General features: G+C 71.9%; 17 protein-coding genes and 1 pseudogene. 3 read left to right on the forward strand and 15 right to left on the reverse strand.

What is annotated here, in order from left to right; genetic code table 11:
- Positions 1 to 16 precede the first annotated feature (16 nt).
- The 7 genes from ACH4T9_RS18415 to ACH4T9_RS18445 form a co-directional block, all read right to left on the reverse strand.
- A complete protein-coding gene (locus ACH4T9_RS18415; protein ID WP_396672235.1) occupies positions 17 to 952 on the reverse strand; it encodes a peptidoglycan-binding protein in 936 nt (311 codons plus the stop codon).
- Complete coding sequence (locus ACH4T9_RS18420) at positions 949 to 1,497, reverse strand: hypothetical protein (RefSeq protein ID WP_396672234.1); 549 nt, start codon at positions 1,495 to 1,497, stop codon at positions 949 to 951. The genes ACH4T9_RS18415 and ACH4T9_RS18420 overlap by 4 nt, the downstream gene beginning before the upstream one ends.
- Positions 1,494 to 2,084: a MauE/DoxX family redox-associated membrane protein gene (locus ACH4T9_RS18425; protein ID WP_396672233.1), complete on the reverse strand. Its 591-nt coding sequence runs from the start codon at positions 2,082 to 2,084 to the stop codon at positions 1,494 to 1,496. Before ACH4T9_RS18425 ends, ACH4T9_RS18420 begins: the two co-directional genes overlap by 4 nt.
- Positions 2,085 to 2,089: 5 nt before the next feature.
- Positions 2,090 to 2,701: a hypothetical protein gene (locus ACH4T9_RS18430; RefSeq protein WP_396672232.1), complete on the reverse strand. Its 612-nt coding sequence runs from the start codon at positions 2,699 to 2,701 to the stop codon at positions 2,090 to 2,092.
- Positions 2,702 to 2,969: 268 nt separating this feature from the next.
- Entirely contained in the window at positions 2,970 to 4,376 is a 1,407-nt protein-coding gene (locus ACH4T9_RS18435) for a hypothetical protein (RefSeq protein ID WP_396672231.1), read from the reverse strand.
- Positions 4,366 to 4,965 (reverse strand): SigE family RNA polymerase sigma factor, encoded by a 600-nt coding sequence (locus ACH4T9_RS18440; protein ID WP_396672230.1) that lies wholly within the window; start codon positions 4,963 to 4,965, stop codon positions 4,366 to 4,368. Before ACH4T9_RS18440 ends, ACH4T9_RS18435 begins: the two co-directional genes overlap by 11 nt.
- Before the next feature lie 163 nt (positions 4,966 to 5,128).
- Positions 5,129 to 6,184, reverse strand: a complete 1,056-nt coding sequence (locus tag ACH4T9_RS18445; RefSeq protein ID WP_396672229.1) for a sigma-70 family RNA polymerase sigma factor — start codon at positions 6,182 to 6,184, stop codon at positions 5,129 to 5,131.
- A gap of 128 nt (positions 6,185 to 6,312) precedes the next feature.
- Here ACH4T9_RS18445 and ACH4T9_RS18450 point away from each other — a divergent pair, with 128 nt between their 5' ends.
- Entirely contained in the window at positions 6,313 to 6,978 is a 666-nt protein-coding gene (locus tag ACH4T9_RS18450; protein ID WP_396672228.1) for a maleylpyruvate isomerase family mycothiol-dependent enzyme, read from the forward strand.
- 69 nt (positions 6,979 to 7,047) lie between these two features.
- On the opposite strand, the gene ACH4T9_RS18455 is transcribed toward ACH4T9_RS18450, so the two are convergent.
- From ACH4T9_RS18455 to ACH4T9_RS18470, 4 genes are all read right to left on the reverse strand, one after another.
- Positions 7,048 to 9,234, reverse strand: coding sequence for a peptidase domain-containing ABC transporter (locus ACH4T9_RS18455; protein ID WP_396672227.1), 2,187 nt, complete (start codon positions 9,232 to 9,234; stop codon positions 7,048 to 7,050).
- Positions 9,231 to 10,223, reverse strand: coding sequence for a TIGR04500 family putative peptide maturation system protein (locus tag ACH4T9_RS18460; protein WP_396672226.1), 993 nt, complete (start codon positions 10,221 to 10,223; stop codon positions 9,231 to 9,233). The genes ACH4T9_RS18455 and ACH4T9_RS18460 overlap by 4 nt, the downstream gene beginning before the upstream one ends.
- The gene (locus ACH4T9_RS18465; protein ID WP_396672225.1) at positions 10,220 to 11,245 is read right to left on the reverse strand and encodes a RimK family alpha-L-glutamate ligase; all 1,026 of its coding nucleotides are present in this window, start codon (positions 11,243 to 11,245) and stop codon (positions 10,220 to 10,222) included. Before ACH4T9_RS18465 ends, ACH4T9_RS18460 begins: the two co-directional genes overlap by 4 nt.
- A gap of 68 nt (positions 11,246 to 11,313) precedes the next feature.
- A complete protein-coding gene (locus ACH4T9_RS18470; protein ID WP_350888557.1) occupies positions 11,314 to 11,487 on the reverse strand; it encodes a putative ATP-grasp target RiPP in 174 nt (57 codons plus the stop codon).
- A gap of 131 nt (positions 11,488 to 11,618) precedes the next feature.
- Between ACH4T9_RS18470 and ACH4T9_RS18475 the strand changes: the two genes are divergently transcribed.
- Positions 11,619 to 13,049: a LuxR C-terminal-related transcriptional regulator gene (locus tag ACH4T9_RS18475; protein WP_396672224.1), complete on the forward strand. Its 1,431-nt coding sequence runs from the start codon at positions 11,619 to 11,621 to the stop codon at positions 13,047 to 13,049.
- A 452-nt stretch (positions 13,050 to 13,501) separates the two neighbouring features.
- A pseudogene (locus ACH4T9_RS18480) lies at positions 13,502 to 14,686 on the forward strand (phospholipase D-like domain-containing protein); the annotation flags it as partial.
- Between the two features lie 78 nt (positions 14,687 to 14,764).
- Here ACH4T9_RS18480 and ACH4T9_RS18485 read toward each other — a convergent pair.
- The 4 genes from ACH4T9_RS18485 to ACH4T9_RS18500 form a co-directional block, all read right to left on the reverse strand.
- Positions 14,765 to 16,309: a GMC family oxidoreductase gene (locus ACH4T9_RS18485; protein WP_396672223.1), complete on the reverse strand. Its 1,545-nt coding sequence runs from the start codon at positions 16,307 to 16,309 to the stop codon at positions 14,765 to 14,767.
- Between the two features lie 92 nt (positions 16,310 to 16,401).
- Entirely contained in the window at positions 16,402 to 17,616 is a 1,215-nt protein-coding gene (locus ACH4T9_RS18490; protein ID WP_396672222.1) for a beta-ketoacyl-[acyl-carrier-protein] synthase family protein, read from the reverse strand.
- Positions 17,613 to 17,855, reverse strand: coding sequence for an acyl carrier protein (locus ACH4T9_RS18495; RefSeq protein ID WP_396672221.1), 243 nt, complete (start codon positions 17,853 to 17,855; stop codon positions 17,613 to 17,615). Before ACH4T9_RS18495 ends, ACH4T9_RS18490 begins: the two co-directional genes overlap by 4 nt.
- A 26-nt stretch (positions 17,856 to 17,881) precedes the next feature.
- Entirely contained in the window at positions 17,882 to 19,072 is a 1,191-nt protein-coding gene (locus ACH4T9_RS18500; protein ID WP_396672220.1) for a beta-ketoacyl-ACP synthase III, read from the reverse strand.
- Between the last annotated feature and the right edge of the window lie 30 nt (positions 19,073 to 19,102).

The raw sequence follows: 19,102 nt of genomic DNA on the forward strand, positions 1-19,102 counted from the left end.
TCCGGCAGCGTTCGGGTCATACAGCGGCACCGGTCAGAGTCCGCCAGGAGTTGACCCCGATGATCCCGTCGACCGTCAGCCCGTTCTGCCGCTGGAAGTCGCGCGCCGCGCCGTCGGTCCCCGGGCCGAAGACCCCGTCGACCACCAGCACGTAACCGCGCCTGTTCAACTGGCGCTGCGCGGCGCGGACGGCGTCACTGGTGACCCCGGAGCGGACCGTGACCACGAGCGCCGGCCAGGTGGTCGCGTTGACCACACCGGTCACCCCGATACCGGCCGCCTTCTGGAAGCTCTTCACCTTCGCCTCGGTGTCGCTACCGAAGATCCCGTCGATCTCGGTCGCCTGGCCCCGAGCGGTCAGCAGGTGCTGCACGGTGTAGACATTCACCCCGGTGTTGGTCCGCTGGGTGGTGGGCCAGCTGACCGTGCCCAGGCATCCGCACTTGGTGTTCCAGCGGCAGATCGACTTCACCCAGCCCGAGCTGGTCTTCTTGTACCCGTCGTGGCATCGGCGTTCGACCGAGCAGGTACAGGCGCCGCACGCCCCGTTGTAGGCCCACAGCCAGCCGTCGTACGTCCCGCCGTAGCACTGGTTCGGTCGCAGGATCCAGGTGACGCCGTCGTTCTTGTGGAATCCGGTGTTCGTTCCGCTGGTGTTGCAGGAGTCGGCGAAGATCGTGCTCGGGCCACACCCCGGCGAGCAGTTGTGATCGCTGGCGTACGTCGGGCACCCGGCATAGATCGTGTAACCGTCGGCGTACGCGCGGCGGGCTGCCGGAAACACGCTGAGCGCTGCCATACCCACCGCGGTGCCCACCCGGAGCAGGGTGCGTCGAGACAGCTCCCAGCCCGCGCGCTTGCGGCCGCCCGGATGAACCGGCACCCGCCGGACGGCGGGCCCGGTCCCCGGGTCGGTTCCGCGCAGCCAGGGCACGGTATCGAGATCAGTCATGCCCGACCTCCCTGATTCGTGACGACCGCCGGCCCGGAGCCGCCGGCTGGGCTGTCGATTTCGTCGAGCAGGCGGCGCAGTGCCGCGCGGGAGCCGAGCGGCTCGGCGCGGAGCACCCGTCCGGCCCGGTCGACAACGGTGGCGAACGGGGTGGCGAGGACGTCGTACCGCTCGAACAGCTCCGCCTGCCCGTCGAGCACGGTGATCGGCAGTCCCGCCGCCTGCCCCGAGGGGGTGTCCCGGTAGAGGACCCGGAACTCCAGGCCAGGGCGGTCGACGTGGCCGTTGGCCTCGGCCAGCACCTCGGTGCAGGTCCCGCAGTCGGGCTCCAGGAAGAGCAGCACCAGCGGAACCTCCGGTGCCGCCGGCGCCAACCGGGCGAATCCGGGGGCCGCTGCTCCCGGCCGCAGGCCGACCGACTCACGACGACGCTGGACTGTCCCGCTCGACAGCGCGTGCACCTGGCGTACCAGGCCCGAGACCGTGAGAGCCAGCAGGAGGATCGCGATCCAGCTCAGGATCAGTGCGCTGGTCTGAAAGCTCATCCGGGCAGGCCCCCCTTTGTCATGCCGATGGACCGGGCGTTCGTGAGCCGCTCGGCCGGCGCCGTGGCCGGCTCGTACATCGCGGCGGGCAGATGCCACAGCAGCGCGGTGAACGTGGCGGAGGCCAGCAGCACGACGGCGAGTGAGGCGTCGATCCGATTCGCCGGCACGATCGAGCCGGACAGGAACAGTGCGACCAGTGCCAGCCCGGCGAGGACGGACGCTCGGGCCACCACCCAACCGGTCATCGGCAGTTCCACCCGGGAGCACCCGCACGACCCGGTGCGCCCGGTCGACATCAGGTACAGGCCGTAGCCGGCGTACAGGCCGAGTAGCACGGCGCCGCCGACGAGGACCGCGATGAGCAGGCCTGCCCCGCTGTCGAGGAGTAACGCCACGATCCCGGCGCCGGCGAGCAGGCCTTCGCTCGCGATGGCGAGAGCGGCGACCGCGACCGGAGCCGGTAGCACCCGGTGCCCGGCCAACGCCTCGGCGAGCGCCGCCGGTCGCGACAGGTGCTCGGCGGTGCTGACGAGCAGGGTGAACAGGACGGTGTACGCGGCCACGCTGCTCAGCAGTCCGGACATCCGGCCTACCCGGCCCTCTGGACGTGGAGCTGGTTCACCAGGGCGGGCACCTGCTCCACGGCCGTGTCGGCGAACGGCACCAGGCTGAGCCAGACGTCCGCCGCGGCCAGTACGAAGTAGGGCTGCCCGTCGGGGAGCACGTCCCTGAACAGCTCGCCCGCCTGCGTCTGCAAACCACGCCAGGAGGGCAGTTGCCCAGCACGCTGCTTGGTGAGCGGTGCGATCTCCAGCAGACCGAGCCCGGGAACCTCTTTGAGCACGGTGGCGGGTTCGGCGAACTCGGTGCCGGTCTTCGGGGTCGGGCGCAGGGTCAGGCCGTCGTCGTGCTCCTCGATGCGCAGGGTCCGCAACGCCCCGAGCAGATCGATGGTCGTCGCACCGTACATCTCGGTGAAGAAGCAGTGTCGCCGCCCCCGCCAGACCGCCACGAGCCGGTCCTCGGCCAGCTGGATCTGCGGGTCGTAGGATCGGATGCGCGCGGTCAGCAGCGTTCCGCCCTGGTAGGTGAGTTCCTCGTCGAACTTCTCGACGCCGAGCGTCCGGGCCACGTCGTCTGCGAGCCCGATCGAACCGGCCGTGAACTCGTGCAGTCGGCCGCCGATCGTCACCTCGGCCACGGACGTGAACGGTGCGCTGAGATCGAGTGAACCATCGAGCTGGAACCGACCTCGGTCGACTGCCCGATGTGTCACCGGCGCCCCTCTGGCTGCCATGCGACCGCCCTTCGTCCGGGTCCGGAACTTATCACCGGCACGATATACGGCTGCGTAAATATTTGACAAGGTGGATCGGCGTTGCCGGCCGACAGCAATTCCGACGCCGGGGACCGCGTGCCCGGCCCGTCCCCGGCCGGGTCGGACCGGGCACGCGGTCAACGTGCCGTCGTCACCAGGCCCAGACGGTCGGTTCACCGATCTGGCTGGAGCCGGCGCTGAGGCTCGGCGTGGCTTCGGTTCGCAGGATCCGGCCGTCCCTGTCGAGGATCTTGATTCTGCTGACCTGGCGGGGATCGGCGCGAATGGCGCCCGCACCGGCTTCCAGTCGGCCGCTGGCGATCGTCCGCCCCGTGCCGTCGAGCAACTCGGCGCGGACCGCCGACTCCGGCCCGACGACCAGAACGCCGGGCGTCGCGCCTCGTACCTGGACGGCTATCAGGTCAGGCTGCCCCGTGGCGACGGTCACGTAGTCAACCGGTGGCGCGGACCCTGGTTGCCGCGGCGAATCGGCATTGGCCATGAGCAGGGCGGCGCAGCCGCCGGCAGTGGAGCAGGATCTCACCAGCACGGCCGCCGTCGAGCCGGACACCCAGCCGGGCAACCGTCCGCTCCAGATCACCTGGGGCACCGGCCCCGTGAGCCCGTGGCTCTCGAGCATGCCTTGCAGTTCGTGCACAGCGGCGGCGGCGAAAGTGGCGTCCCCTGAGCCGGGTGCACCGGTGGTGGAAGCCGACGGCGTCCTCCCCACCGGCCTGACCGCGCCCAGCCCACCGCCCCCCGGCCCGGCGTACCGCAGGACGCCGTCGCAGGTGAACCGCCACCGTTCGGCCACCTGGCCCGCCCCCCGGACCACGAAACCGTCGTCGCTGACCGCCCGCCAGCTCCGGGTGATCGTTCCGTCCGGCTGGATCCGGCCATCGGCGGAGGTCTCGACACGACAGCCGGCCGGTGCCAGCCCGACCGCGAGGGTGGCGACGTAGAGGCCGGCGACCGGAGACTGCCGGCCGAGGAAGACGTACGGTTCCAGCGGTTGCGGTTCGTCCGGGGTGCCGGTCTTCTTCAGCAATTCCGGCACGGACGCTCCGGCAGCACCGAGCCCGTGTCGGAGCGACGCGTGCGAGTCGTTCAGGAATGCCACCACGACCGCCCGGGCGCCTGGTACGTCGTGTGCGAGCAGTACCTTCACCTCGTCCAGCGCCGGGTCGATCAGCAGTTGATCGCGGGCCGCGCGGTATTGCCGCTTGATGTCCGCGATCAGCGCCTCGTCGCCGGCGAGGTTGCCCCGGGTCGGCGAGTCCAACAACCGCCGTACCATCGGCTTGTCGATCCGGCTCGCCGGCTGGTACGTCCCGATCGCGGGTGGGGGTGACTCCGCCGCGTCGTTAGCCCCCGGTAGGCCGGTCGCACCGAAGACCGGCAGCACCGCCGCCACTGCCGCCAGACCGACCACGCCAGCCAACGCCATGCGTCGCTGTCGGCGTCGCCGGACGCGGACCAGCAACCGGTGATACGGGTCGGGGCGCGGCAGCACCGGCTCGGCGAGCCGGGTCAACGCTTCCTTGATCTCATCGGCCATCGTTTGCACCTCTCCAGCTAGTCACGGCGGGCGGCACGACCATCGGTGGCCGGTCGTCCGGCAGCGGCACCGGCTCGTCCGGCAGCGGTGATCGTGCCGACGAGGCCAGCAGCGCCGCGCGTAGCCGGCCGATCCCGCGGGACGCGAGACTCTTCACCGTGCCGACCGAGCAACCCAGCGTCTGGGCGGTCTGCGCCTCGGTGAGGTCCTCCCAGTAGCGCAGCACCAGGACGGCCCGCGTCCGGGCCGGCAGTCCGCGCAAGGCGTCGCGCACCTCTTCGCGTACCACGACGTCGTCCGCCACGTCCCGGCTCCGGCCCCGGTCGGCGTGCAGCCGCCACGCACCGGTCACGCCGGCCAGGAACTCCCGGGAACCGAACCGGTGCCACAGGCTGACCCGCTCGTTCACCATGATCCGGCGGACGTATGCCATCGGTTCGTCCACCTGCCGCCACCGGCGCATCGCCTGCATCAGCGCGTTCTGCACCAGGTCTTCGGCCGCGTGCCGTGAGCCCGTCAGCAGGTACGCGGTCCGCAGCAGATCCGCATACCGGATCTCGACGAACTCGCGGAAGCCATCATCCGTCACGTGCACCCTCCAGCCCCACCTGGGCATCTTTGCCGAGAAGATGACCCTGAACAGGCGAGAAAGGTTGACCGCCGGCGGGAACTGGTCCCGGAAGTGTCCTGATTCCCGTGTTCACCCTCGGGGGTGATCGAGGCTGCCGCTCGAGCAGGGGCGGCTGGCCAGGTCAGGGTAGTGACGTCGGCAGGGCGAAGGCCGGGAAGTGTTCCGCGCCGAGGAACGAGGTGATCTCCGCGATCTGCTCGTCACGCAAGGTCAGCACTGTGATCGACCAGGCAAGGTGCGGACCTGATTGGTCGTCGCCGAGGTAGAACGCGACGGCGGGCTGACCGTTCGCGGTCGTCGGACGATGCCGCCAACTCGGGCAGCGGGTCAGTGGGACCTGAACGGCGAAGTCGGCGACGGCCTCGATCCCGCGGTACCAGTGCGTCATCGGGGGCATCGACCACGTGACATCCTCGGTGAGCAGCGCAACGAGGGCGTCGGCGTCACCGCGTTCGAAGGCGGTGGAGAACTCGGCGACGATCTGCCGTACGCGGGTGTCGTCGATCTTTCGTAGGGTCTGCTGCTGGGACCGGGACGGTACCTTCGCCGCGATGACCCGGCGGGCACGGGCGAGGGCGGAGTTCACCGATGTGGTCGAGGTGTTCATCGTGTCGGCGATCTCGGCCGCGGAGAAGCCGAGAACCTCGAAGAGCAGCAGTACCGCTCGCTGGTTGCCGGGCAGGTGTTGCAACGCGGCGGCGAAGGCCAGTTCGACGGCTTCACGCTGCTCGTACCGTGAGCTTGGACCGGCTGGACCGTCGCCGAGGCCGGCGTCGGGGTAGGGGCCCAGCCAGGCGAACTCCGTCAGTGGCCTGTCCTCGATCACCGCACGGTCACTGGAGGGGCCGAGGTCGACGGGCATCGCCCGCCTACCACGGGACTCCACGACATTCAGACAGACCCGGGTGGCCACGGTGTAGAGCCACGAGCGCAGCGAGCCGCGTCCCTCGAAGCTTGCGAGTCCTCGCCAAGCCCGCAGCAGGGTGTCCTGCACAGCGTCGTCGGCATCGTGGGTCGAGCCGAGCATGCGGTAGCAGTGGGCGTGCAACTCCCGGCGCAGCGGCTGGACCAGGCGGGTGAATGCGCCGTCGTCACCCTGGCGCGCCCGGCCAAGATCGGCGTCCTCGGCGGTCACCGCAGCCGGATCTCCAGCCAACCCGAAATATTCCTTGCCCATGAGCGACGATTCTCCCCCGCAGCGGCGGTCTCCACTCCGACACACCTCAGCAAGGCAGGTGACCGCCGGACAGCCGCCGATCCGCCCTGCTGAGCGCCGACGCTTCGAGCACCACAGGAGACCTCGACATGACCGAGAGACATGCAAGTGCCCGCATCGATCGTGGGAGCGACACCTGGTCTCGGATCCACGCAGAACGCGCGGCGCTGGCAGCCGACCTCGCGGGCCTGACGGATCAGCAGTTCGCGACGCCGTCGTTGTGCACCGGTCTGACGGTACGCGAGGTGCTCGCGCACCTCACCGCGGCGGCCAGCCTGAACTCCTGGCAATGGCTGACGGGCGTGATCCGCTGCGGATTCGACTTCGACAAGCAGGTGACCATGCGGCTGAACGAGCAATTGGGCGCGACCGCCGCCGAGACACTGGAACGATTCCGGGGCATCGTCATGAGCAGGACCAAACCGCCACTGCCGACCATGGCGATGCTCGGTGAAACGATCGTGCACGGGGCGGACATCCGCCGCCCGCTGAACATCCGCCGGACCTACCCGATCGAGACCATCACCCAGGTCGCCCGGTACTACCAGGGCTCCGACCAGGTCGTCCTGGCCAAAGGCCGGGTCCGTGACCTGCGCCTCGTCGCGAGCGACGGCCCCTTCTCCATCGGCTCCGGGCCACTCGTGTCCGGCACCACCCTGGCACTGACCATGGCGATGACCGGGCGTACGACGTACTGCGACGAGCTCAGGGGCGACGGTGTCGCGGTGCTCCGCGACCGCTGCGCCCCGGCCTGATCCACCACGGCTGCGGCATCTCCGAAGCAGATCCCGCGTTCCGCTGCGCCGCTACCGTTTTCCCGCCGGTCATGCCTCCCGATCGCCAACGTCGTGACTGCCTTTCACCGGATGGGGACGGGGGTGGTGGAATGCGGTGGCCGGGCCCGCCAGCCGGGCGAACGGGCCGCCGGCGGCCAGCAGGACGGCGGGCGGCCCCCACTCCACCAGCCGGCCGCCGTCGAGCACCAGCACCAGGTCGGCGTCGGCGACCGTGGAGAGCCGGTGCGCGATGACCAACCGGGTCATGGGTAGCTCCCGCAGCCCGGCCTCGACCGTCGCCTCGGTCACGGTGTCCAACGCGCTCGTCGCCTCGTCCAGGATCAGTAGCGCCGGATCGGCCAGCAGTGCCCGGGCGAGGGCGACCCGCTGGCGTTGCCCGCCGGACAGGCCGGCCCCGCCGTCGCCGATCCGGGTCTGCAGCCCCATCGGCATGGCCGCCACGTCGTGGTGCAACGCGGCCAGGCGGATCGCTCGCGCGATCGCGGCGTCGGGGGCGTCGGGACGGGAGAGGGTCAGCGCCTCGCGCAGGGTGCCCGCTCCGACGTAGGTCTCCTGCAACACCACCCCGATCTGCTGGCGCACCGAGGACAGATCCAGCGTGGCCAGGTCGAGGCCGTCGAAGTGGATCTGTCCCTCGGTCGGCGCGTACAGCCCGGTCAGCAGACCGACCAGGGTGCTCTTGCCGCTGCCGGAGCCGCCGACCACCGCCACCTTCGTACCCGGCCGGAACTCGGCGGTCACCCCGCGCAGTGCCCAGGGGGAACGCCGGTCGTACCGGAAGCCCAGGCCCGCCAGGCTGACCAGCCCGGTCAGCGCGGGCGCGGGCCGTCCCGGCGTGGGCTGTTCGACCGGCGCCTGCGCGATGTCGGCCAGCCGGTCCACCGTGGGCGGCAGCAACGTGAACGACGGCAGTCGCTGCGCCAGGGCCACCGCCGGGGTGATCGCGGAGACCGCGAGCGCCGCCAGGCCAACTGCCTGCCCCGGCGAGTCGGCCCGCCGGGCCGCCACCAGGAGTACGAGTACCGGGCTGGCAACCGACCAGGCGGCGAGGACGGCGTCCGAGACCGCCGAGAGCCGGGCCAGCCGGTGCGACGCGGAGATCCCCCGCTGGAACGACTCCTGCCACCGTCGCAGCACCCGCCGCTGCGCCCCGGCGACCCGGATCGCCGCCATGCCCTGCAACGCGTCGGCCAGCCGGGCCGACTCCTCGCCCGAGGCCAGCAGCGCCTCCCGTTGCAGGGCGCCGGATCGGTTGCCGACCCACAGCGCCGTGACGACCTGCACGGTGACGACACCGGCGGCCACCAGGCCCAGCACCGGCGCCAGCACGGACACCACGGTCAGGTAGCCGACGGCCAGCAGCGCGTCGAGCGCCGTGGCCACCAGCGACGACGCCAGCAGGTCCCGCACGGAGTCCACCGCGCGGACCCGGTCGATCAGGTCACCGGCCGACCGCCGGTGGAAGTACCGGTAGACCACCTCGAAGAGCCGACTCACCGTGTCGGTGCCGAGCCGGATGCCGATCCGTCGTTGCAGGGCCGTCACGGCCAGCCCGCGCACCAGCGACAGCGTTCCGGTCACCAACGCCAGTGCGGCTGCGGCGACGAGCCACGACGCCTGCGGGGGCGCGGCGTCGTCGATGATGGCGGCCGTCGCCCACGGCACGGCCAGCCCCGCCACGGTGATCAGCAGGGACGCCGCCGCCAGCACCGCGAGCAGCCCCGCGTGCCGGCGCAGCACCGGCACGAGCAGCCCCCACCCCGGTGCGGGAGTCGGCGTGGGCGGCGGTGCCGGGCCGGCGGGCTCGGCCAGCAGCACCACCCCGGTCGTGCCGGCCGAGAACTGCGCGGGAGACAGCCGCCGACGGCCGACGGCCGGATCGACGACCTCGATGCCGCGCCGGCCGATCCGTTGCACCACCACGTAGTGGTCGCCGTTCCAGTGCGCCACCAGGGGCAGCGCCAATTCCCGCAGGCGGGTCGCGTCCTCCCGCAGCGCCGGCAACGCGATCGCCCGGCAACGCAGCCCGAACTCCTGCGCCGCGTCCCTCAGGTCGCGCAGGCTCAGCCCGTCGCGGCCGACATCGAGCCGGGCCCGCAGGTGCGACACGGGCACCGCCCGACCCGACGCGGCCAGCAGCATGGCGAGCGCGCTGGGGCCGCAGTCGGTGGCGGTGACCTGGAGGACCACCGGCACCCGCCGCCGGCGGATCACCTGGTCGGTGCCGTCCGGTCACGGGGCAGCCAGAACCACTCGATGTCGGTGGCGGCCCGCCGCCCGGCCAGCCACTCGTCGAAAACGGCCTGCTCGACCAGTGACCGGGTGGCAGTGTCCAGCTCGGCCGGTTCCCGTGCCACCACCACGGCCGTCACCGGCGTCCCGGCGACCACCGTCGACACCGGCCCGGTGGCGTCGCGTACCTCGGGTGCCGCTGCGGCGGCGACCGTCCGCAGCACCCCGGCCGCCCGGCCGTCGCGGACGGCGGCGGCCACCGCCGCGAGTGCCGCCTCACGGCTGGTGGGCAGGGCGCCCTCGGCGGTCCAGGCGACGACGAGGGTGTCGAACGAGGACCGGCGCCGCGCGAACCAGGCCGCCACCCGGTCGCCCACCACCCGCTCGCGCAGCCGGCCGACCGCCACCGTGTCGGCGACCAGGTCTGCGAAGTCCTCGGCGGACAGGCCCCGCTCCGCGAGCCACCGCGCGGTCGACGCCGGGTCGAGCAGACCCTTCGCCCGGCGGTACGCGTCCGCCGCCGCCTGGAGTTCCTCGTCGGTCATCTCGACGGGGTGGAGTTCCAGTTCGGCGGCGATCAGGCAGGTGTCGACCAGGCGGGTGAGCACGTCGTGGTCGTACCAGAGAAAGTCGAGCGCGGTCAGGGCCTCCCCCACCCGAAGCGTCCTGGTGCCGACCCGGGCGAGATGGTGGTCGGAATGCCGGATCGCCCCGCGCAGCGGCCACGGCAGTGCCGGCGCCGGGCTGTACGCGACGGATACGGTGCCGGCGGGCTCGCGGAGCAGCACGTCGAAGGAGACCGACCCGTCGCTGGTCTCCTCGTCACGCACGACCGCGAGATCGGCCTGTGGCCAGCGCTCCCGCAGGGGCGCGAGCCGGTCCCTGGCGTCGAGCAGGCTGGCGCGCCCGGTGGTCAGCTCACGTACCAGCGCGAGGGCCTCGTCGAGCAGGGCGGGTTCCAGGGTGGTCATGTGGCAGCTCCGGGGGTGGGCACGGCGTCGGTGAGCAGGTCGACCACGGCGGCCGTGATGGGCAGCCCGGTCTCCTCCTCGACCCACAGGTACTGGCCGCTGGGGTTGATCTCGATGTACACGTACCGGCCGTCGGGGGTGACGATCAGGTCGAGGGCGCCGTAGCGCAGACCGAGCAGGCGGGTCAGCGCCACGCAGCGCGCCGCGACGTCGCCGGGCAGGTCGTACGTGCTCATCGGCGTGTTCCGGTCGTCCTGCCGACGCCAGTCGTAGCGGGCGTGGTTGGACCGCTGCGAGTCGATGGCCGCGGTGAACACCCGGTCGCCGACGACGGTGACCCGCAGCTCGACCTGCTTGGGCACCCGGGCCTGCGCGATGAACGGGCAGTGCCGTACCCCGTCGACGTGCCCGATGTCGCGGTGGCTGACCGGCTCGGTGTAGCGCATCAGCTCGTCACCGATGCTGGAGTGGCCGACCTGCTTGGCGATCAACTGGCCGCCGGTGTGGCCGAACAGGTCGAGCACGGCGTCCGGATCGTTGCCGACCACTGTCGCGGGCAGGTCGAAGCCGAGGCGCAGGGCGAGCTGGAGCTGGCGGACCTTCTGTTGCGCCCGCAGTACCACCGGTCGGGCCGCGGGCAGGGTCGGCACGTCGAGGGTCTCCCAGACGTCGCCGACGAACTGCCGGCTCTCCTCGACCACGAACCTGGCATACGGTTCGCCGAGGTGGGCAGGCGCGACCGGCACGCCGGGGCGGCGGAACCAGATGGCGGTGACCGCGTCGAGATCGACGACCCGGCGGCCGGCGGCGTCCCGGTGGCTCCCGCCCAAGCCGGTGCCGCAGGCGCCGGGGTGCCACCCGAGAGTGCGGGTCAGCCGCCCGTCTCGGATGGTGATCGACAGCGACGCACGGGACGGCACGTCGGCCGGGTCGAAACGGATCCAGGCGGCGCCACGCCGGCGCAGCTCGGCCTCGGCCGCGTCGGCGTGCACGTCGTCGGGGGCGGTGAGGATGAGGATCATGTGCACTCCGGGCGGGTCGCCGTCGACGGCCCGGACACCGGTACGGCCGGACCGTCGACGACAGTTGATCAGAAGTCGGTGTCGGTGTCCGGCCGTCCCCCGCCGGGGATGTCGTCGATGGTCTTCGACGAGCCGGCCCCGTTGGCCGGCGGCAGGCCGCCGAGCATCCGGGCGAGCTGTTCGTCGGCCAACTCCACCCCGTCGGCGGGGATGGTGTCGATCCGCACGGTCTTGCGCCTCATGGTCCTACCTCTATCCACATCGGTACGCCGACCGGACATCGGCCGGCCGGGTAGGAAGCAGTGTGGGCCGGCGGGCGGCGGCGGGCACCAGGGTGATCCCTGGGCTTGGACCCCGGTTCTACGCTTCCACGGTGTCTACCGAAATCGTGGCCGAGCGCATCCTGTCGGCGGCTGACGGCGCCGACCCGGACCGGGCCGCGCGCCTGGTGTTCCAGGCGTTCGTCGCGCTGTCCCGCACCGCCGACAGCCACCAGATGTTCCCGCTCGTGGCCCGCGTCCAGAAGGCACGTGACGCAAGCCGTTCGGCGCGGACGGAACTGATCTACTGCACGCTGGTGGGGATCGTGGCCACCCGGGCCCGCCTCGCCGACGGCCCGGAGTACCTCGACACCGTTGTACGGATCTTCGACGAGAACGCCTTCGGAGACGATCCGGTTCTGGTCGAGTGCGCGCTGACGGCCGTGATGACACTGATGCGCCCGCATGAGGCGCGGCGCTTCGCCCCGCTGGTTGACGCCCTCGACCTCGCCCCGGTGGACCGGGCGCGAATGCTCGCGATGATCGGCGTCGGTGACGCGTGGGCCGGCAACCTGGTTCGGGGGCAGGCCGAGCTACGGGAGGCGGCCCGGCTCGCCATGCTCTCCGGCAGCCTCGACGTGCAGGCCGAGGCAACATCGTGGCTGGCCAAGTGCGATGCGCTCCATGGCGACCTGGACCTGGCGACGGCCCACCTCGACCAGGCCCGGGAGTTGGCCGCGCGGGTCGGTTCCGCCTGGGTCGCCCGCCACCTCCCCGAGTGCACGGCCGCTCTGGCGTTCGCCCGGGGCGACCTGGATGCCTGGGCGGGACTGCTCGAACTCGTGGTCGCCACCGACACCGGCGTGACCGCCGGCCTGCACTACGAGCACCGCTGGGAACTGGCCACCCACCACGCCCTGGCCGGCCGGCCACGGGTGGCCGCCGGCCTGCTCGCCGCCGTCGACGACCCACCTCCGTCGTGGCCGGGCGGACCGGCGCTGCCGGCATGGCGGGCCTGGATCCTCGCCCCGGACTCGCCGGCGACCACGGACGCGCTGGCGGCCTCGCTCGGCGAGCTGACCCGGCCCGCCGAGCAGCTACTGACGGCCCGCATCGCCTGGCTGCTCGGCGCCCACCACGGACGGTCCGGCCGGCGCGGCGAGGCAGCCCGGCTGCTGGAACAGGCGTGCGCGGGGTACGCCCGAACCGGTGCCGCCGGCATGCTCGCGCTGGTTCTGAACGACCTGCGGCTGCTCGGCGGTCCGCCGACCACCACACCCTCGGCCGTAGGCCCGGCCCGCGCCGACGGGCCGCCGGCTCTCGACGCGGTGCCGAGGTTCGCGAGCCGGACCGGCCAGCCCTCGCTGACCGGCGCCGAGGCACGGGTCGCCGCCGCGATCGCCGACGGGCTCAGCAACCGGGAGGCGGCCCAGCGCCTGTTCCTCTCGGTCAAGACGATCGAGTTCCACCTCGGCAACATCTTCCGCAAACTCGGCGTCCGCAACCGCACCGAACTCGCCACCCGGCGGGCCCGAACCGGCTGATCGGGCTGTCCGGCCAGCCGGGCAGGGCCACCAGGGCGAACACCGGTATCCGTCAGGACCGACGGGTATCGCCCCTCATTCACGTGGTGTCCGGGCCACGGCCCGGGCGGGCGTCGGGATCGATGCTGGAGGGTCCACACACACGGACGCCCCAGGGAAGGTAGCGCGGTCATGCGGTGTCGGGGACACTGTGGACGCCGGCAGCTCACCCGTCATGCGTCAGCTGAACACGGCCCGGGCTCGCGCCGTTGTCGCCTCCAACTGGGCCACTCGGCACAGCGAGGCGTACTTCGGGTTCAGCGGGCCGGCTGCACCGGCCGGCCCGGCGACCACGCCGGTAGCCGCGATCCGTGCCTCCGTTGCCGCCGCAGCCGATCCCCCACCGAGAGGACCGCCACATGATGCGCAAATCCTCAGCCTGTCTCGCCACGATGCTCATCCTCGCCGCGCTGATGGTCGCCGACCTGAGCCGCGCCACCCCGGCGACCGCGGCGACCAAGCCGGTGATCAACGGCGCCGTGTTCAACGACCCGGTCGGCACGCCGGGGCAGCAGAGCGCCATCTTCACGCAGATCATCGCGCTGGTCAACGCGACGCCCTCGGGCGAGGAGATCCGGGCTTCCGTGTTCGAATTCAGCGACGCGGCCGTGGCCGACGCGCTCAACGCGGCTGCTCGCCGCGGCGTGCGGGTGAAGGTGATCCTCGACGACTCGTCGTATCTCGACGCCAACGGCAGCCCCAAGAACAGCCCCGCCTGGAACACGCTGAGCAACCCGACAACCGGGCTCGGCACGGATGACAGCAAGCCGTCGTGGGTGGTGGTCTGCGACGACCAGTTCGAGGACAACGACGGCGTCGACGACGTCAGCCGCGGCTGCATCGCCACCGCGCCGCCCGGCCCGGCCTACAACCACAACAAGTTCTTCCTGTTCTCCAAGGTCGGCCCGTTCGACGACGGCACCACGTACCAGAAGGTGGTGTTCCAGACCTCGTCGAACCTCACCGACTGGTACAAGGTGGAGTCGTACAACGATGCGGTGACCTTCACCGACGCGACGGTCTACGACGCGTACGCGAGACACCACGAGGACCAGCGGCGGCTGCGGTACTCCAGCACCGGCGACAACGGCTACTACCGCAGCACCCCGACCGGCACCACATACCGCGCCTACTTCTTCCCGCGTGCAGACTCCTCGTACAACGACCCCACCAGCGACACCATCGTCAACGCGCTGGACGAAGTCGCCTGCGGCTACACCGGCGCCGACGGAAAGAAGCACCAGACCGACATCCGCATCGTGGTGCTGCACTTCCTCAAGTCACGCAAGCAGGTCGCGACCAAGCTCGCCGCGTTGCGCGCCGAGGGGTGCTGGATCGACGTCATCTACGCGGAGAGCGACCCGACCGTGGAGGGCATGCTGGACGGCGCCGGCATCCAACGGCTGCACTGCATGGTCAACGTGGCACCAGGCATCGACATCCGCCCGCACAACAAGTTCATGCTGATCGACGGCGACTACAACGGCGACCTCACCCCGCGCGTGTACACCGGCAGCCCGAACCTTGACGGCTCGTCGCTGCGCTCGTCGGACCAGGCGCTGCTGCGCATCACCAGCGCCTCGTACCACGCCACCTACCTGAGCTTCTTCTACAAAGTGCGCAGCCTCTGCCGCACCGGTGCGGGTGGGGCTGTCTCAGGTCGACCGGCGCCGGGGTCACGGCTGGTCCTGCCGGGTGTGCTCGGCGGTGACGAAGTCGGCGGCCAGTTCACCGACGAGGATCGCCGGGGCGTTGGTGTTGGCGGTGGTCACCGCCGGCATGATCGACGCGTCGGCGACGCGTAGTCCCCGTACTCCGTGCACCCGTAGCCGGGCATCGACCACCGCTTGATCATCGGCGCCCATCTTGCAGGTGCCGACCTGGTGGTGGAAGGTACCGGCGGTGGCGCGTACGTAGGCGCGCAGGTCGTCACGGCTGCGGACCTGCGGACCCGGGTAGATCTCCCGAGCACCCCACTCGTCGGCCAGGGCCGAACCGGCACCCATCTCCCGGGCCAGGATCACCGCGTCGACGAGCACATCGGCGTCCTGCGCGCAGGCCAGCGTCGCGGGGTCGATGTCGAGCCCGGCGTGCGGGTCACCGGCGACGAGACGGATGCGTCCCCGGCTCACCGGGCGGACCAGGCCGGCCTGGAGGGTGAACCCGTCGGACGGGCCCGACATCCCGGGCTGGTACATCGGGACCGGGAAGTGCAGCGTCTGCGCGTCGGGGACCGGCAGGCCGGGCCGGCTGCGCCAGAACAGGTGGCTCTGCATCGGCGACAGGTCGGGCGAGCGGCCGACCGGGCGGTTGGTGCTGAAGATGACCGGGGTGAGCAGGTGGTCGTGCAGGTTGCGGCCCACGCCGGGCAGGTGCGCCCGGACGTCGATGCCGTGCCGGCGCAGCTCGGTGGCGTCGCCGATGCCGGAGAGCATCAGCAGGCGGGGGGACTCGATGGTGCCGGCGGACACGATCACCTCGACGTCGGCGCGGGTGGTGTGGACGGCTCCGTCGCGTTCCCACTCCACTCCGGTGCAGCGGTCAGCGGTGAACAGCAGCCGACGGGCGTGCGCGCGGGTGACGACGGTGAGCCCCGGGTGGCCGAGGATGGGGCGCAGGTATCCGCCGGCTGCGCTCTGCCGCCGGCCGTCGCGGATGGTCAACTGGGTGAGCGACACCCCGTCCAGTTCGCCGGAGTTGTAGTCGGGGTTGATCCCGACCCCGATCTCCTGCGCCGCCTTGACGCAGGACTCGAAGATCGGATCCGGGCGGTACTGGGACATCACGTGGATCGGTCCGCCGGTGCCGCGCAGCGGGGCCACCGCGTCGAGGTCCTCCATGCGCCGGTGCACGGGCAGGACGTCGGCCCACGACCAGCCGTCGTTACCGAGGTACGCCCAGTGGTCGTAGTCGGCGGCGGCGCCACGGGCCCAGATCATGCCGTTGAGCGCGCTGGAGCCGCCGAGCACCCGTCCGCGTGGCCAGTGCAGCCGCCGGTGCCCGGCATACGGTTGCGCCGTGGTGTGGTACGCCCAGTCCTCCTTGGCGAACCAGAGGTGGGCCAGGCGTCCGGGCGTACCGATGTCGGGGTTGGTGTCCTCGCCGCCGGCCTCCAGGACGACCACGCGCAATCCGCGTTCGACCAGCCGGCGGGCCAGGGCGCAGCCGGCGGAGCCGGCGCCGACGACGACCACGTCGGTGCCGGCAGGTGTCGCTGCCACGTGTATTGCCCCCTTTCGGCCCAACGCGGCGCACCCACGCGGGCGACGTGCGATGTCCCCCGGTGCGGTGTCCGCTCGGGGGGCGTGCGGTGTCAGGTGGCGGCCAGCACCAGGACGGCGTTCTGGCCACCGAAGCCGAACGAGTTGCTCAGGGCCACCTCGATGCGCTGTTTTCGGGACGCCTTGGTGACCACGTCCAGGTCGATGGCGCTGTCCTGTTCGTCGAGGTTGGCGGTCGGTGGGACGAGGCCGTGCTGCAACGCCAGCACGGTCAGGGCCGCCTCGATCCCACCGGCGGCCCCGAGGGCGTGGCCGAGGCAGCCCTTGCTCGCGGTCACCACCGGCAGCGGGCCGAACAGGCGGCTGAGCACCCGCGCCTCGGCCAGGTCGCCGGCGGGCGTGCCGGTGGCGTGTGCGTTGACGTGGTCCACGTCGGCCGGGACGAGACCCGCTCCACTCAGCGCGGCCTGCACGGCCCGCTGGACACCACGGCCCTCCGGGTCGGGGGTGGTGGGGTGGTACGCGTCGGCGCTGGCCCCGAAGCCGAGCAGTCGCGCCCGCACCCGGGCACCGCGGGCGGCGGCGTCCTCGGCGCGTTCCAGGACCAGCAGGCCGCACCCCTCGCCGAGGACGAAACCGTCCCGGCCGACGTCGAACGGCCGGGACGCGGTCGGGTCGGCGCGCCGCGACAGTGCCCCCATCTGCGCGAACCCGGCGACGGCGAGCGGGGTGACGCCGGCCTCGGTACCACCGGCCACCACCACGTCGCAGGCCCGGCTGCGCAGCAGGTCGTGGGCCAGTCCGATGGCGGTGCTGCCGGAGGCGCAGGCCGTGGCGGTGACCAGGTTGGGCCCACCGGCGCGCAGGTCCATGCCGACCTGGCCGGCGGCCATGTTGGACAGCATCATCGGCAGCAACAACGCGGAGACCGCCTGCGCCCCCTCGGCGGCCAGGACGGCGTGCTGGGCGGCCGTGGTGGACACCCCCCACATGCCGCAGCCGATCACCACGCCGACCCTGGCGCCGTCCCAGGTCGCCGGGTCGAGGCCGGCGTCGGCCACCGCCTCCCGGGCCGCGACCAGCGCGAACTGCACGAGACGGTCGTACTGCCAGTGGCGGCGGCCGACGGCGGCACGCGGGTCGAAATCGGGTACCCGGCAGGAGAGGTCGACGGGTATGCCGGCCAGGTCGGGATCGTGGGTTGCCGTGGAGACCCCGGCGCAGACCGTCTGCCAGGTCCGTGCCACGCCGATCCCGCCCGGGGTGACCAGCCCCAGGCCGGTGATGGCGGTCTCCATCCCGGTCACGCCGCGCGGGCCAACGAGGCTTCGATGACGCCGGCGAGCGCCGCGATGGTGGTGCGTGGTGTGGCGTCCTCGTCGGCGATCTTCAGGTCGAACTCCTTCTGCAGCACCAGGGCCAGCTCCACCATGAACAGTGAGTCCAGTTCCAGTTCCTCGAAGGTCACGTCCGGACCGATCTCGTCCGGTTCCACCTCGAAGCGGGTGGTGAGGATCTGCACGACCCGCTGGTAGACGTCGGTCATCTCACACGCTCCTCGTGGTTCGTCGGTCACCGCGTGGCCGGACCGGTGGCCGGTGGCTCGGACATCGGGTGGTGCGGCAGCGGGGCGGGCTCCGTCCCGGCGGGGGCCGGGACCGGCTCAGCGGTGGCCGGGGCTGTTCCGGCGGCGGATCCCATCGGGTCGCCCGGCCGTTCGGCTGGTCGCAACCGTGGCCAGACGAGTACGGTCGATCCCCAGGTCAGGCCCCCACCGAAGGCGGTGATCAGGACCCGGTCACCGGCGGCGACCACACCGGTGGCGCCGGCGTCGGCGAGGGCCAACGGGATGGAGGCGGCACCGGTGTTGCCGACCCGGTCGATGTTGGCCACCACCCGGTCTCGGGCCAGGTCGAGTTCGTCGGCGAGGGCGTTGAGGATGCGAATGTTGGCCTGGTGGCTGACGACCCGGTCGACGTCGGCGAGCTGCCAGCCGACGCGCCGCACGACCGTACGGGACGAGGCGGCCATCCGCACGACGGCGTTGCGGAACACCTCGCGTCCGTCCATCGTGAAGTAGAAATCGGCCGGGTCGGGCGTCCGGCCGGACAACCGCTGCCGGGCCCCGCCGGCGGCCACCTGGATCAGGTCGCTCCCGCCCCCGTCGCTGCCGAGGTCGAAGGAGCCGAGCGCGCCGGGCTCGTCGCGTCGGCCGGCGCGCAGGACGACCGCCCCCGCCCCGTCGGCCAGGACCACAGCGGTGGTGCGGTCGGCCGGGTTGGTCACGCTGGAGAGCGCGTCGGCACCGATCACCAGGACCCGGTCGGCGAGTTCGGTGGCGATCAGGCCGGCTGCGGTGGCCAGCGAGTAGACGAACCCGGTGCAGACGGCACCCAGGTCGTAGGCGGCCACTCCGGTCAGGCCCAGCCGGGAGGCCACCTCGGGTGCGACGGCCGGACAGGACCGGTCCGGCGTCATGGTGGCCACCACGACGGCGTCGACCCCCGGCGTCCCGGCGGAGACCAGGGCGCGCCGGGCGGCCTCGACCGCGAGGTCTGAGGTGGACATGCCGGGATCGACGAAATGGCGCTGCGCGATGCCGGTGCGGGACCGGATCCACTCGTCCGAGGTGTCCAGTCCGGCGGAAAGGTCCGCGTTGGTGACCACGCGCGGCGGCACCCAGCCGCCTACCCCGGCGAGCACTGCCGACCGGGCCGTCACGGTACCCGCCGAATGGGTAGGTTCATATTGAGTCCCTTGCATCTCTTTGAGCCCGAACCAGCAACCAGTTAA

Source organism: Micromonospora sp. NPDC020750 (assembly GCF_044334565.1).
Taxonomy (GTDB): Bacteria; Actinomycetota; Actinomycetes; order Mycobacteriales; family Micromonosporaceae; genus Micromonospora.